Source organism: Rhodococcus sp. USK10 (assembly GCF_019378875.1).
Lineage (GTDB): Bacteria > Actinomycetota > Actinomycetes > Mycobacteriales > Mycobacteriaceae > Rhodococcus_F > Rhodococcus_F pseudokoreensis.
In genome coordinates, this window is record NZ_CP076047.1 from 335359 (window position 1) to 349242 (window position 13884).

At 67.1% G+C, this 13884-nt stretch carries 16 protein-coding genes and 3 pseudogenes; 10 read left to right on the top strand and 9 right to left on the bottom strand.

What is annotated here, in order from left to right:
* Position 1: 1 nt before the first annotated feature.
* Positions 2-807 (top strand): annotated as a pseudogene (locus I1A62_RS02245) (chromate transporter); the annotation flags it as partial.
* A 595-nt stretch (positions 808-1402) separates the two neighbouring features.
* Entirely contained in the window at positions 1403-2050 is a 648-nt protein-coding gene (gene phoU, locus I1A62_RS02250; protein WP_219453831.1) for a phosphate signaling complex protein PhoU, read from the top strand.
* 110 nt (positions 2051-2160) lie between these two features.
* Here phoU and I1A62_RS02255 read toward each other — a convergent pair.
* Positions 2161-2355, bottom strand: a pseudogene (locus I1A62_RS02255) (ArsR/SmtB family transcription factor); the annotation flags it as partial.
* A 282-nt stretch (positions 2356-2637) separates the two neighbouring features.
* On the opposite strand from I1A62_RS02255, the gene I1A62_RS02260 reads away from it, so the two are divergent.
* A complete protein-coding gene (locus tag I1A62_RS02260; protein ID WP_219453833.1) occupies positions 2638-2853 on the top strand; it encodes a hypothetical protein in 216 nt (71 codons plus the stop codon).
* 308 nt (positions 2854-3161) lie between these two features.
* Here the strand turns inward: I1A62_RS02260 and I1A62_RS02265 are convergent, their stop codons facing one another.
* Positions 3162-4343 carry a zinc-dependent alcohol dehydrogenase gene (locus I1A62_RS02265; RefSeq protein WP_219453835.1) on the bottom strand — a complete coding sequence of 394 codons (1182 nt, stop codon included), beginning with the start codon at positions 4341-4343 and terminating at the stop codon, positions 3162-3164.
* Positions 4344-4715: 372 nt separating this feature from the next.
* A complete protein-coding gene (locus tag I1A62_RS02270; RefSeq protein WP_219453837.1) occupies positions 4716-5810 on the bottom strand; it encodes a hypothetical protein in 1095 nt (364 codons plus the stop codon).
* A gap of 247 nt (positions 5811-6057) precedes the next feature.
* Here I1A62_RS02270 and hadA point away from each other — a divergent pair, with 247 nt between their 5' ends.
* Together hadA and I1A62_RS02280 are read left to right on the top strand one after the other, a co-directional pair.
* On the top strand, positions 6058-6537 hold the full coding sequence (gene hadA / locus I1A62_RS02275) for a (3R)-hydroxyacyl-ACP dehydratase subunit HadA (protein ID WP_219453839.1): 480 nt from the start codon (positions 6058-6060) through the stop codon (positions 6535-6537).
* Between the two features lie 242 nt (positions 6538-6779).
* On the top strand, positions 6780-6935 hold the full coding sequence (locus I1A62_RS02280) for a DUF6131 family protein (RefSeq protein ID WP_007296776.1): 156 nt from the start codon (positions 6780-6782) through the stop codon (positions 6933-6935).
* A 187-nt stretch (positions 6936-7122) separates the two neighbouring features.
* Here I1A62_RS02280 and I1A62_RS02285 read toward each other — a convergent pair whose 3' ends face one another.
* Positions 7123-7623 carry a hemerythrin domain-containing protein gene (locus tag I1A62_RS02285; protein WP_219453840.1) on the bottom strand — a complete coding sequence of 167 codons (501 nt, stop codon included), beginning with the start codon at positions 7621-7623 and terminating at the stop codon, positions 7123-7125.
* 359 nt (positions 7624-7982) lie between these two features.
* Between I1A62_RS02285 and I1A62_RS02290 the strand changes: the two genes are divergently transcribed.
* Positions 7983-8165: a hypothetical protein gene (locus I1A62_RS02290; RefSeq protein WP_219455030.1), complete on the top strand. Its 183-nt coding sequence runs from the start codon at positions 7983-7985 to the stop codon at positions 8163-8165.
* 354 nt (positions 8166-8519) lie between these two features.
* Here I1A62_RS02290 and I1A62_RS02295 read toward each other — a convergent pair whose 3' ends face one another.
* The 3 genes from I1A62_RS02295 to I1A62_RS02305 all read right to left on the bottom strand — a co-directional run bounded on the left by I1A62_RS02295 (position 8520) and on the right by I1A62_RS02305 (position 10502).
* Entirely contained in the window at positions 8520-8801 is a 282-nt protein-coding gene (locus I1A62_RS02295; protein WP_219453842.1) for a hypothetical protein, read from the bottom strand.
* Between the two features lie 283 nt (positions 8802-9084).
* A complete protein-coding gene (locus I1A62_RS02300; protein ID WP_219453844.1) occupies positions 9085-9945 on the bottom strand; it encodes a GNAT family N-acetyltransferase in 861 nt (286 codons plus the stop codon).
* Between the two features lie 248 nt (positions 9946-10193).
* On the bottom strand, positions 10194-10502 hold the full coding sequence (locus I1A62_RS02305) for a hypothetical protein (protein ID WP_219453845.1): 309 nt from the start codon (positions 10500-10502) through the stop codon (positions 10194-10196).
* Positions 10503-10804: 302 nt separating this feature from the next.
* Here I1A62_RS02305 and I1A62_RS02310 point away from each other — a divergent pair, with 302 nt between their 5' ends.
* Positions 10805-11254: a pyridoxamine 5'-phosphate oxidase family protein gene (locus I1A62_RS02310; RefSeq protein ID WP_219455031.1), complete on the top strand. Its 450-nt coding sequence runs from the start codon at positions 10805-10807 to the stop codon at positions 11252-11254.
* 231 nt (positions 11255-11485) lie between these two features.
* On the opposite strand, the gene I1A62_RS02315 is transcribed toward I1A62_RS02310, so the two are convergent.
* A complete protein-coding gene (locus tag I1A62_RS02315) occupies positions 11486-11638 on the bottom strand; it encodes a hypothetical protein (protein ID WP_219453847.1) in 153 nt (50 codons plus the stop codon).
* A gap of 476 nt (positions 11639-12114) precedes the next feature.
* On the opposite strand from I1A62_RS02315, the gene I1A62_RS02320 reads away from it, so the two are divergent.
* Positions 12115-12330 carry a hypothetical protein gene (locus I1A62_RS02320; protein WP_257890369.1) on the top strand — a complete coding sequence of 72 codons (216 nt, stop codon included), beginning with the start codon at positions 12115-12117 and terminating at the stop codon, positions 12328-12330.
* Between the two features lie 121 nt (positions 12331-12451).
* Here the strand turns inward: I1A62_RS02320 and I1A62_RS02325 are convergent.
* Positions 12452-12787 (bottom strand): annotated as a pseudogene (locus I1A62_RS02325) (MerR family transcriptional regulator); the annotation flags it as partial.
* 127 nt (positions 12788-12914) lie between these two features.
* On the opposite strand from I1A62_RS02325, the gene I1A62_RS02330 reads away from it, so the two are divergent.
* Positions 12915-13334, top strand: coding sequence for an Hsp20/alpha crystallin family protein (locus I1A62_RS02330; RefSeq protein ID WP_219455035.1), 420 nt, complete (start codon positions 12915-12917; stop codon positions 13332-13334).
* Positions 13335-13374: 40 nt separating this feature from the next.
* Positions 13375-13710, top strand: coding sequence for a hypothetical protein (locus I1A62_RS02335; RefSeq protein ID WP_374710662.1), 336 nt, complete (start codon positions 13375-13377; stop codon positions 13708-13710).
* Positions 13711-13884: the final 174 nt, after the last annotated feature.

Below are 13884 nucleotides of genomic sequence, written 5' to 3' on the forward strand. Positions count from 1 at the left end.
TCATGGCGGCGACGGCCCAACGAACGACAGCGACGAGGCGCCGCCGCTGATCGCCGACGACGCCCTGCACGCCGACACCCCCCGCCTGAGACGCACGATCCTCGTCCTCGGTGTCGGTCTGGTTGCGTGGGCCGTCCGGATGATCGCGATGGTCGTGTTCACCGGCCGGCACAGCGTGTTCACCGAACAGGGGATGTTCTTCTCCGGCACCGCGCTGGTTACCTTCGGCGGCGCCTACGCCGTCCTGGCCTACGTGGCGCAGAAGGCGGTGGAAACCTACGGCTGGCTCACCCCCGGCGAGATGGTCCCGCGGTCTCGGCCTGGCCGAGACCACCCGGCCCGCGGATCATGGTGGTGCAGTTCGTGGCGTTCCTCGGCGCCTACCGCAAGCCCGGCGACCTCGACCCCTGGGTCGCCGGCACGATCGGCGCGTTGCTCACCACGTGGGTGACGTTCGTACCGTGCTTCGAGTTCATCTTCCTCGGCGCCCCCTACGTCGAGCGGCTCCGCAACAACACCCACCTCACCTCCGCGCTGAACGGAATTACCGCCTCCGTCGTCGGCGTGATCGCGAACCTCGCGCTGCACTTCGCCGTCCACACCCTCTTCGCGGACGCCACGATGCTGCGCTGGGGACCGATCCACCTGCTGGTGCCCGACCTGCGCTCGATCCGCCCGGTCGTCGCGGTCATCGCGGTCCTCGCCGTGGTGATGATCTACCGGTGGAACTGGTCGGTGCTGCACACCCTCGGCGTGTGCGCCCTCTTCGGCCTCGCCGCCGGACTGGTCGGACTCCCGGTCACCTGACCGTCTCCCACCCACGCACCCGCAATCGACTTGGAAAGGACGGCTGTCGATGACATCGACAGCCGCCGCCGTATTGGCCGCCGAGAGAAGTGTCGAGGGTCCGCTCCCGGTCTGGCTCATCCTCGCGGTCATCGCTCTGGTCCTGCTCGGTGGGTATGCCGCAACCCGCCCCGCCGGCACCGCCCGATCGGACCGGCGGGCAGTGCACGTCCGCCGCGACCGGAACCACTCGGCCACCCACTCGATCGAATCGACACGCTCTAGCGACCGAACACGTGGATGCGGCGAACGTTGACGGCGACGGGAGGGAACTTCAACGCAACCTCGCCCGGACATATTTGGGGTGCCCGAGACGGTGGTCGAGGAGCCCTCTGTGTCCGGCGCGGGCGAGTGAGGCCGAACATGAGGGAAGCGCGGTCCCGCACGTTTTACATTCTGCGACTGCGGATGTCGTCGCTCACTGTTCGACAATCCGCGACGGGCCTGCGGAATCGATGGCGAGTCTCGGCGGACCAGGCACTGTTCTGCGAAGTCGGGTGCTCGGGTAAAGGGGGTTCGCTCGCCCGGCGATGCGGGGTGCACGATGATGATGCGCATGCGGATGAAGTTTCACGAGCAGCTCGACGACCTGACCGACCAGCTGGCATCGATGTGCCATCTGGCCGGGGAGGCCGTCCAGGTGGCGACCGAGGCCCTGGTGCTGGCGGACCTGCCCTTGGCCGAGCGGGTGTTCGACCTCACCGAGCGGATCGAGGAGCTACGCGGTCCGTGCGAGGACCAGGCGATGACGCTGCTGGCGCTGCAGGCCCCGGTGGCGCGAGATCTCCGTCAGGTCGTCACCGGTGTGCACCTGGTGACGGACCTGAGCCGGATGGGTGGGCTGGTACAGCATGTCGCCGAAAGTGTCCGCCGCCGCCATCCCGAGCACGTCACCTCCGGGGAAGCCGAGGAACTGCTCTCCCGGATGGGGCGGGTGGCGGCCGAGTTGGCCGGCCTCGCCGAACGGGTCCTGCGCGGGCACGATCCCGAACTGGCCGCCGAGATCGGCAGACGTGACGACGAGCTCGACGACCTGCATCGACGGCTGCTCGCGCTGATCCAGGATCCGGCCTGGGAGGGCAGCATCCCGGCCGCGGTGGACGTGACCTTGCTCGGCCGCTTCTACGAACGCTTCGGTGACCACGCCGTCGTGGTCGGGCGTCGGGTGATTTTCCTCGTGACCGGGGAACCGTTGAAACCGTAAGCGGGGAACTCGGGAGCCCGGTCTGAAGAAGTACCGGCGACCTGATCGGGCTCTTGTGCGGCTCATTACCCGCGCCCGCGTACGCCCAGATGTCAGCCGGGGCGGTGGACTTATTCGTGTGGGGGTCCGCTGACGACGTGGTCGGCGTGGTTGATGCCCTCGGGGACCAGCCGGGAAAGGTGGCCGTCGTGGATGCAGTAGATCACCCGCCGGCCATCCTTGCGGGTGTCCACCAGTCCGGTGAACCGCAGCTTCGCCAGGTGCTGGCTGACCGGGGTCCGTGAGCCCCCCGTTTCCTCGATCAGGACCTACGACCTCGAACGACGTGCCGCCGCCCTTGAAAACATCGACGTCACATCCTCGACGATGGATTTTCTTGTGCCTCAGGATGATCAGCAGCGCGCTTACCGGATGCATGTCCTCCAATCGCCCACACCGACGAGAACGCCAAAGCTCAGGTCGATTCAGGACGGCTCTCGGAACCATTCTGGTACCACGATTTCCCGCTGACCACGCCGGCCGAACTGCACCCGTTCGGGGGACGGCCGCCGAAGGGAACTCTGGCTCCTCCCGCCCCCGGAGTCCTGGTGCCCGACGCACCGGTGTATGTGCTTGGGATCGGCGCCACCCATCTGCGGGCGTGGTGCCGCGACGGCATCCTCATCGTGTTCGGGGATACCGTCGACGACAATCGACTCCGTCGCACCGTTCTCGACGCAGTGCGGGCGCCCGTGCGGATGCACCGACTGTCCGACATCGATGTCAGGCGGGTCGCTGCGGAGCGGCCTCGCGGCCGGCGATGACGAGATGTGGATTATCTGGCCGGACGGACATATCGCGGCTGTCGTGACCGGTGACGACCTTGACGCGCTTAGGGCGGCACTTCGCACTGCAATTGCCTATCGACGTGGGCCATCTCATTGCGGCCGGGTCGTACGCAAGACCCGCAACAGCTGTTCGCTGAATATCAGGTTTCCTTGGTTGCAAGTGCGAGGGGCGTCACCGGAACGGTCGATCAGCTATACAACCGGGAGCGGGACATGTATTTCGCTGATATTTGTACTGGTCAGCGGGCTGTTGGTGCGCTGCTCCTGCTGAGCGAGTGCGTTGTTCAGGGTGTGAGCTGGATCTTCACCGCCCCGTCCTGTTTCTTCTGGAAGATCTCGTAGGCGTGGGGTGCCTGTTCGAGGGGGAGTGTGTGAGTGGCGAAGGTGTCGACGCCGAGGGGGTCGTCGTCGCCGAGGAGCGGCATGATGTCGTCCACCCACTTCTTGATGTTCGCCTGCCCCATCCGCAGCTGGATCTGCTTGTCGAACAGGGTGAGCATGGGGATCGGGTCGGCCATGCCGCCGTAGACGCCGATGATGGAAATGGTTCCGCCGCGTCGAACGATGTCGATCGCCGAATACAGGGCACCGAGACGGTCGACTCCGGCCTTCTGCATGAGCGGCGCCGCGACCGCGTCGGGAAGGTACCCGACGATCTGCTGGGCGAGCTTGCCGATCGGTGATCCGTGCGCCTCCATCCCGACCGCATCGATCACCGAGTCGGTGCCCCGGCCGTCGGTCGCGTCGCGGATCGCGTCGGCGAGATCGCTGCCGTGCTCGTCCAGGTTCAGGGTGTCGATGCCCCGGGCCTTGGCGCGGGCGAGGCGTTCGGGGACGTTGTCGACCGCGATGACCCGTGCGCCCTTGTGGTGGGCGATGCGCGCTGCCATGTCTCCGATCGGTCCGAGCCCGATTACGGTGACCGACCCGCCCGCGGGGATGGCGGCGTACTCGACCGACTGCCACGCCGTGGGCAACACGTCGGACAGATAGACGAATCGGGAATCCGGCGGTCCCTCGGGAACTTTCATGTGGGTGAACTGGGCTTGGGGGACGCGAAGGTATTCGGCCTGTCCTCCCGGAATTTGGCCGTAGAGCTTCGAGAAGCCGAACAGCGCCGCTCCCATGCCCTGCTCGCGGACCTGCGTCGTCTCGCACTGCGTATACAACTTCAGGTTGCACATGAAACAGTCGCCACAGGAGATTTGGAACGGGATCACCACCCGGTCGCCGACCTTCAGGTTTCCCGCCTCCGCGCCGACTTCTTCGACGATTCCCATCGGTTCGTGGCCGAGGACGTCCCCTTCTCCCATGAACGGGCCGAGAGTTTCGTACAGGTGCAGGTCGGACCCGCAGATGTTCGTCGTGGTGACCTTGATGACGGCGTCCGTCGGTTGTTCAATCTTGGGATCGGCGACGGTTTCGACGCTGACCTTTCGTTTGCCTTGCCAGGTGACTGCGCGCACTGGGAACCACACCTCTCGTCGGTTGATGTCCGTGTTCGGGTGCCCGACGGGGGATGCAGGTAAACCGCGCTCGGCATGGGCTTCCGCTCTGCGGATCGCGTTACGGAATGACGGCCGGGCTGAGGATTGGCGATAAGTTCGTGAAAATCGGGCACCGACACGGCGGTGTGAATACGCAGGTCGGGACCTTCGAGACCGACCTCGAGCGAACCCGCACGCGGGGGGGAAGTGACAGTCCCGCGGGGTGCTCGAAGTCAGGCCACACACCCGGGACCGGGCGGTCTACCGGTCGAGCAGGTGATCTGGGACCTGCGCATCTTCGGGACATCCCCGATCACTCACCGGGCCCCGGTCGGCACGCTTCGGCCACGTTCATCGCGCCTGGTTCGGCGGTGGTTGCGTCTCCTCGATGCGTTGCCGCTGTCGGACCCCGTACGCGGCCTCCCTGACGGCGGCGTCGTCCTCGAGACCCGACCCGAGCGCCCCACCGATGGTGGCGATGGACGCCAGCAACCAGACGAGCGTCAGGTAATCAACAAAGGTCACCCCGTGCCCGAGAGTGCGGGACAGCAGTTCCGGGGGCAGCGTGAGACACGCGGTGAACAGCAGCAGACCGAACAGGGCCACGTGCAGCACGATCACGCCGATGACCAGGGTGACCACGGTCGCGGTGTTGTACAGCACCGATCGGTCGCGCTCGTCCGGCGACGTCGGCCGCTCCCACAGTTCGTGATCGAGGATCAGCCAGAGAATCATCGCCACGATCGACAGCACCGTCGCCGCACCCATCCGCCACGGACCCATCGTGTCGGCGAACAACCAGATCGTGTTGGTGGCCAGCGCGATCGCACCCGTGGCGAAGGCGCCGACGAGGACCTTCGACAGTCCGGTGACCAGCCGCCACGGCCGGTTCGCCCGCACCATCCCCGACAACAGCCGCAGCCGCCGCAGCCCCGACGGCGCGAAGTACCGGATACCGCCCTGGATCTGCGCCGACGGAAACCGCCGCGCCCCGCCGGGCCTGAGGTCCGGTTCCCCGAGGACGCGGGCGATCGCGAGTTCGGTGACGGCGCGGACCCGGCGCTCGATGCGCAGACCGCCCACCCCGGCGACGGAGATGAGCGCGAACTTGTGGTCGGCGCTGACGTCGGCCACCACCGGCAGGGTGTCCTCGCGGCGCGGCAGATCGGTGAGATACACGACGATGTCCTCCGCTTCGGAGGACGGATCCACCGTGTCGATGACATCAGCGAAATCAGCCTGCTCGTCGGGCAGGTACGGCTTGCGGCGCACGCACATCGTCCACCGACGCTCGCCCCGGTCAGGGCTGCGCAGGCGGTCCGGCAGGGACTCCGCAAGGCGCTCGGCGAGAGCCGCCGGTTCGCCCGGATCCGCGATCAACAGCACCGAGACCTGCTCACCCGCGGCACCGGGGCGCCCTGCCTGCACATGCTCGTTCGCCGTCACCGCCTTCGCGTACCCGCCCGGTCCGCCCCCCAACCGCAGGCAGTGGGTGCGCGTGCATCACAGCACCGGCCACCGATCTCCGCTGCCAGCCCGGACGCTGGGACGCAGGAGACGCAGAGATACCGCAACTCTGCCGGTCTGGGGCGGGGCGATCCGTTGCCGCACGCACCCGTCCGACACGCACACCATCCAGGAACGGGAGTGCAGTGCCCGGCGACCGCACATACGAACCGGTAGGTTCTCCTCGGTGGCCACCATCCTCGACGACACCAGGACGACCCGGGCGCAGCGGACAGCGGGCCTGGTCGGTCATCACTACCGGGTCACCGACTTCTACGAGGTCGGCCGCGAGAAGATCCGCGAGTTCGCCAGATCCCTGCAAGACCCCCATCCGGCGCACCGGAGCGAGGACGCCGCCGTCGGCCTGGGCTATGACGGCCTGATTGCCCCGCTCACGTTCGGGTCCATCGTGGCGATGATCGCGCAGCAGCACCTGTTCGACGAAGTCCTCACCGGCTACGACCCCGCCGAGATCCTGCACACCGATCAACGCCTGCAGTTCCACCGCCCCATCACGGTGGGCGACCGCCTGATCTGCGACGTCTTCCTCGACTCGTTCCGCCACGCCGCCGGCAACGACATCATGGTCACGAAGACGATCATGCTCGACCAACACGACACCCCGGTGCAGACGATGTGGACCACCCTGGTCGCCTACAGCCGCTGATCGCCCAACCGGTCCATCGTCGTTTGAGCCCGGATTCGGCCAGCGCGAGTCCGGCGCCCCGCAGGAAGTGATGGTGCGCTTCTTGCAGGGCCCCGAACAAACCACAGTGAGACCTGCCGGGCATGGGTGCACCCGCCGCGCGGCCGACCCTGCGTATCCCGCCGTCGCCCATCTGTTTTCCGGCTAGGACGAACGGGTAACCGCGGATGAAGGGCGCGCGCCGCGCCGGGACGGGGTTCATCGTGATCATTCTCGGACTGATTCTGCTCGTGATCGGATTCGTGGCGGGCATCTCGATCCTCTGGACCATCGGGATCATCCTGTTGGTCATCGGAGTCATCCTCGCGCTGCTCGGGGCCACCGGCCGCGCCGTCGGCGGCCGCCGTCACTGGTTCTAAAGGTCCGCGACTGGGCGCCCGCTGCCCATCACAGGCATCGTGCATCCGCTACACCCCCAGCCGGCCGCCGCCGCGCAGGCCTGCTGACCGACCGCGAACAGCTCCCGGACAAACACCGTCCGAGCCGCACCCACAACCTGGCCGGTCAAATTCACCGTTCCCGGTCCCGCACCTGCGATCGCCGCCGCTATTTGATCACCGCGTCGACCGTCTTCTTCAGGGCCGAGGGCTGGGCGGGCGACCGCGGCGCCTTCTCCTTCACTTCCAGCAGCCGCGCACCCATCTCCTGAAGTTTCTTACGCCCCAACTCTTCTCGCACCTTGGGGAACCACTCCTGCTCCTCCTCGTCGATGTGGTGCTCGACGTTCTCGATCAGCACGGTGGTCTTCGCGTCGAATCGCTCGTCCTCGGGTTTCATCCCGGCCAACTCCACCACCAGCACGTCCGCGACGTGGTGCTCTTCGTAGGATTCGAGGATGTCGTCTTCGAGGTCGGGGGCGAACACGCGTACCTCCGGGTACATGACCTCGTTCTCGATGTACGTGTGCACCGTCAGGGCCTCGATGATCGCATCGACGATGCGGCCCTTTTCCACGCGGGCGTTCGGCCCGGCGCCGCGGAAGTCGCGGAACAGTTTCCGGATCTCTTTGTGGTCGTTCCTCAACAGCACGATCGCATCAGTCGACATGGGAACCTCCCAGATGGGGATCGGATGGGCACGCCAGAGCGGTGACGTCGTGCCTACGCTTTACCCATTCGCGCCCATCACTAACACGGTCGCCCGATCGGCGCCGCGGCCGTCCCAGGCCTGCCTGAGAAGGGGGCTGCTTCGCCCTGCGAACCGACCTCTTCACCCTTCGGTGGGTACTGCCGCCGAGAACGCACCTCGCCCGTGGTGGATCCGACCGGCGAGCGCAGGCCGAGACCGAGGTGGCGGTTACCGTGCTCGGTGAAGGGCATTCGGCTCTGCATGTGCAGCGCGCGCGGACCGAGGGTCCTCGGATGTTCCCGCATCGAACTCCGTCGACGAGAAAGCGATGATCGGTGATGATCCGTGCGGGCACCGGGGCGTGGGAAGTGCGCTGCGATCGGTGCGATCACGGGTACCGCACCGGTACCGACGATCGGGCCGTAGCCACCGCCACGGCCCGGATCAGCGGCTGGGCCTTCGACGAATCCACCCTGTGCCCGGGCTGCGCCACCACTGCCGACCACAGCACCCATCACTGACACCGCCGGGCCCGAACCGGCCCCGACGTCACGGACAGCGGTGGGCCTCTCACCCACGCGGGGAGTGCCCGCGCGTTCGACAACAGCCCCCACCTACTGCCGACAGCTGGGCGCCCCCACACCGGGTGCGAGGCCGCGACGCAGGCCCGTGACCTGACCCTCCCGTCCGTGCTCGTCTCCCCGGACGAGGCGTAGGCGCCTCTCCTTCTGCCCCGACAGCCCCTGACCTTGTCGAAACCCCGACGTCGCCGACGAGACACCTCCGGGCCCCCCACAGGGATGCTCGGCGATCACAACATGGATGCTCGGCGGTCAGGCGGCGTCGAACCTCAGGGGCTGCCGGTCGTCAGTTGCTTACACCGATCTACGGCGCTTCCTTTTGCCCCTGACCCACTCATCGATGAATCGTGCGGCGTCCATCAGCTCCACCGAGTCCTCACCCCACTCACGTTTGAGCTCGGACACCGTGACCTCGCGTTCGTGATAACGCACCAGGAAGTCACACAGCCCGTGCCCATGCACCGCCCCCAGCCGAATATACTTCGCGACCACGACCGTCTCGACGACCTGCCCGCTCGGGCGCCGAATACGGAACAGTCCGGGCGTGTCCACCGGGATACACACGATTCGACCCACACCGTCATTGTTCCCGCCCACACCCGTCGGCCGGGCAAATATCTACCCCGGCGGGGTACCGGCCGCGCGACTACCGGGCGGAGGTCGACGGTGCACATGGACAACGACGAGGGGATCGACTGGGCGGGCGTCGCCGACGACACCATCCGCCAAGCCTCCTCCGCGTCGGACTGGTCAGCGATCTGCGCAGGTTCCATGGCCGTCCCGTGGCCGTGTCCCTCGCCTCACCGCACGACCGGATTCCCGCCCGCGCTGACACCGGTCACTCCTCGCGTGGGGACCACTAGTAGCCGATTGACGGCAGCCACGCCCCCCGCGGCTCGTTGTAGAGCCCGATCGTCATCAGCGTCGACTGCTGCACAAGCTGCAGCCCGGCATCGAAACACCAGGCCATCAGGCGGGTATTGCGGGACGGTACGAGGAACCCCAGGCCGGTGAACTCCTCGGCGCCGGCCAGCAGCGCAATGACGTCGTCGTCGGTCTCGCCGACCGCGTGCCAGGTGTAGCCGAAACCCGTCGCGTAACCGGTGATCCGGCCGCCCCGCTCGACCACGCGGGCGGTGCCGACATCGACCCAGTGCTGCAGCTCACCGTGGCGGTCGTGGCCGTGCACCTGCCGGCAGATCTCGTCGCACCCGGCGATCTGATCCGGTGTCGCCGAACGCACGACCGCGCCCGGAATCACGGACCCGCGTGGCGTTCCCCGGAAGACGGACAACAGCTCACGCACGGAGAAACCGAGCTTGGCGTACAGGGAGAACGACCGGTAGTTGTACGCCGTCTGTACCAACCGCACCCCGGCGACGTCGCGCTCCTCCGATCGCGCAAGCAACGCCTCCATCAACGCACGACCCGCCCCCGCGTCCGCCGCCCCCGGGTCCACGGCCACCGGTCCGATGCCGACGATCTTGCCGCGCTCGTCCTGTAAGGCGCTGCCGACGATGCGGCCGTCACGCTCGGCAACGAGACCGTAGATGCCGTCGGTGGCCAGCATCGCCGTGATCTGGAAGTCGGCGAACTCGGGTGTGCCCGCCTCGATCGGAAAGTCATGGCGTGTGGCGAGCGCCTCGAAGGCGTCGAACATGATGCGCCCACATATTCCGGCGTCGTCCGGCGTCGCCTCACGGATCTGCAGCTCGGTCATCCACCTATTGTCGCGCTCGAGCAGCCCACCGTTGTCCCAATGACGGAACCGCCAACGGTGCGGACCTCCATCCGAGGTCTGCGATCTGGGACGGCATGGAGTCCGCAGCTTTCTGTCATCCACTCGAGACAGAGCGCCTTCGACCTGCTCGCTGACGGGGAAGAGGTCGCGCTGCCCCACGATGAGGCGCACTGAGCACCAGTTCGTTCGTGCCCCAAATCGAATGGCAATGGCAATGGCATGGACAGTTAGGGGCTCAGGTTGACCGCATGGACGGTCGACGGGGTCGCTCCGCGCGGAAACAGGTGAAACGACAGGCTCTCCGGATCGGCCGGGCAGCGGAAACACAGGTGGTGATCGTCGAACCAGGCGAACCATTCCTCCCACGAAATGTGCTCGAAATAATGACCCGAACGGGCCCCGAGGAAGTCGACGAGCAGCACCTCCGCCGAGCAGACCGCCGCCGGGTCCGGGACCCGGGCGGGTGCACCGCGATGCAGCTGGATCCACCGGCGGATCTCGTCGTGGTCGATGGTGTCACACACCCGCATACTCATCGGTTGCCTCCGCGTTCGGCCCGGGACCCCATCTGCGATCGCGACCTTCCCGCAGAGGCCCGAGCACCTGGTGGCCGAGTGCCCCGTCGGACGGGGCGGAAACGGCGGATCCGGCGAAGACCGCCATCGAGGTGGCCACGCACCCGTCGTCGAGTCGAGTCCGAGCACCCCGAGAGGACGCCGGTCCGGGCGGATCGTCGATGAGCGGAGGGACAGTGACGTTGTCCCCTATCGAGGCGATTGCTGTCGGGCGATGCTGAAGATGTCGACAGAGCACTTTGCGGCAACAGAACTGGGACGTGATGGACCCTCGCCCAGGACCGACGGCGGCGAACACCGCCACGGACGGGCCTCTCACCACACGGGAGTGCCTGGATTTCCTGCGGTCGGTCCCCGTCGGGCGGCTGCTCTACACCGAGGACGCCCTGCCGGCGGTGCGGCCGGTGACCTTCGCCTGCCCGGACGGGCAGATCGTCATCCCGACCGGAGACAATCCGTGGTTCACCCGCTTCGAGGGCACCGTCCTCGCCTTCGAAACCGGAAACATCACCGCGTCGACGCGCTCGGGCTGGTCGGTGCTCGCGATCGGTCGCGCCCGACTGTTCGCCGGCACGGACGGTCTCGGCGGGTTCGACGATCCCACCCGTTCCCCGTGGAGCGGCTCTGCCGGCGATTGTTATCTCCTCATCGACATCGCCTCGCTCAGCGGCCACCGCACCACCCTGCTCCGCCCCACCGGTGACCACCGCTGACGACTTTGGGTGCCGGTTCACCGCAGGTGCAGGCTCCTGGCCTCTCGAAGACGACCCGTCAGGCCGTGAGCGCGCCGACCGAGGCGCAGCCGGGACACAGGACACCGTCACCGATCTCCCACCCGTTCAACCGGGCCATCGCAGCGGCGAAGGACCGCTCTACCTCCCGCGACCGGTACACGTGATCGCAACGGCTGCAAGAGAAAACGGTGTGCGGCGGGCGCATGGTTCTCACATCGCCTCCCGTTCACCGAACAGTATCTGCTGCCACCAGTTGGCCAGCGGGCTCGGCTCCGGCCAGCGCACCGGTTCACCCAGCACCAGCGGGGCCTCGACCGTGGGATCACCGAACTGTTGCTGCTGATGTCGATCGTCGTGGCGCACAGCAGCACACCTCCCCTCGACTCCGGCACCCGTCACCCGTCACCCGACGAGCGCAGTCACTGTGCACACCAGAAATTAGCACTCAACCCTCCCCAGTGCCAGTATTTGCCAGCCAGTTGCGCACGCATGCGGAAATTGGTAATCAATGATTGCGAGCGCCAATGTCGACGGCATCGATCCATAACCGAATCGGGACGCGCTGGCGCAGCGAAGGTTTGCTCTACCCTCTTCGCCGCGGCGTTCCGGTCCGACTGCGAGCTTGCGATGGCTGTAAAATAGCCCAGCTGGGTCGCCTGCGGTCCCGGCCGATCGCGGTCGATCACGGCTGTTGCCGCGTCGGCGGAATCGTCGTTCCCCGGTCCGATGAAGGAGGATCATGACCACCGCCGCGCGTCCGTTCGCCTCCGAACCCGCGCGCAATTCCCCCGGCGGCTCCCACCCCGCGCCGCGGGACGCGCCTGTCCGGTGCGGCGATCATGTTCGGTGCCCTGTCCATCGTGCTGTTCTGGATGTTCGGGTTCGGCATCGTCCTCGGTGGGGCCGCCCTCGTCACCGGTGCATTGAGCCTCCGGCGCCCGGACGTCACCGGCAATGAATCCACATCCCTGGAAGCGCTGCTCGGCATGCTCGCCGGAGTGTTCGGCATCGTGGCAGGTCTGATTTTTCTGGTCTGCGCGTTACCCCATTTCTGACAACTCACGCGTGTGCGCGCACGGACGTCGCCGTCCGACCGCGCCGCAGATACCATGATCCGCCGGTCGAACGGTCGGGGATCGCCCACTCGACGAGGCCTGGCGCGGCCCGTCACGGCGGCGGTGGTCGTTGCGCGCGCAGCTGGGCGTTGTCGGTTTCCAGACGGGCGTTGTCGGCTTCGAGTTCCCCGGTCCGGCGCTCGAGGTCGAGGACGTGGCCGATACCGACCAGGTTGACGCCGGCGTCGATGAGTTCGGCGATCCGCCGGAGCCGGACCAGGTCGTCGTCGCTGTAGCGACGGGTGCCACCCCCGGTGCGGGCCGGAGTGAGCAGCCCGTACTCCTCGTACAACCGCAGCGCCGCGATCCCGAATCCGGACAGTTCGGCGGCCACCGAGATGCCGTACACCCCGCGCCGGGAGCGGATCTCGGTGTCGCGCTCGGATTCTGGGGTCATGCCGTGCTCCGATCGGAAAATATCTCGCCCAGACTCTTGTCATAGTCTACGACAAATGCTATACCGAATCTACAGCATCTGCTGGAGTTTAAGTGTTGAGATGAGAGGGTTTCTGGAGGTGGAGACGATGTTGATGCGCACCGATCCGTTCCGCGACCTCGACCGTCTGACGCAGCAGATCCTCGGCACCGCGGCGCGGCCGGCGGTGATGCCGATGGACGCCTGGCGCGAGGATGACCGGTTCGTGGTGGAGTTCGACCTGCCCGGCGTGCAGGTGGAGTCGATCGATCTGGACGTCGAACGCGACACCGTGACCGTGCGGGCGCAGCGGCCCGGGCTCGACGACAAGCAGGAGATGGTGGCCTCCGAGCGCCCGCGTGGGGTGTTCAGCCGGCAGCTGTTCCTCGGCGAGAACCTCGATCCGGACAAGATCGAGGCGTCCTACGACGCCGGGGTGCTGCGGTTGACGATCCCGATCGCGGAGAAGGCCAAGCCCCGCAAGATCGAGATCAGCAACCATTCCGAGCGCAGGGCCGTCACCGCCTGACCCACGCCGTGACAGCCCTCCCAGGAGGGGGTGAACATCGATGACCCCGGCGATCATGGTCACCGCAGCACCCGACACCGACTCACCGCGCATCGCACGCGCTGTGGTGCGGCCGTGGCACGAGCTCGACTACGAGCTGCTCGTCGCCGATTCGGATCGCATCCTCGCCGACGCGCTCACCCCGCAGGCCGCGGTCCTGCTCGCGACGATGGCCACCGCACGGTCCGGTCCGTGGCACCCACCGCGTCCCGGGTGGTCGGGGTGGCCGGTGACCGCTCCCCCGGCCCCGCAGATCCGGGCCACCCAGCGCTCGCCACCGGGCGGTGCGAGCCCACCGGGGCGGTGGCCGGGATGCGAACTCGAACACCCGCGGTGAGACGCAGGGATCGAGAACAACACCGGAAACGATCGCGACGAAGAAGAAAGGGGGGTGAGAAAGCACCACAGCGAAATGCACGTGTACGTACCCGCAACGAGATGCACGAAAGGGGTTCGACCGCCGCCGCGCCTCCGTCACCTGTCCACTGCGCGGACACGGCACGGCGAACCC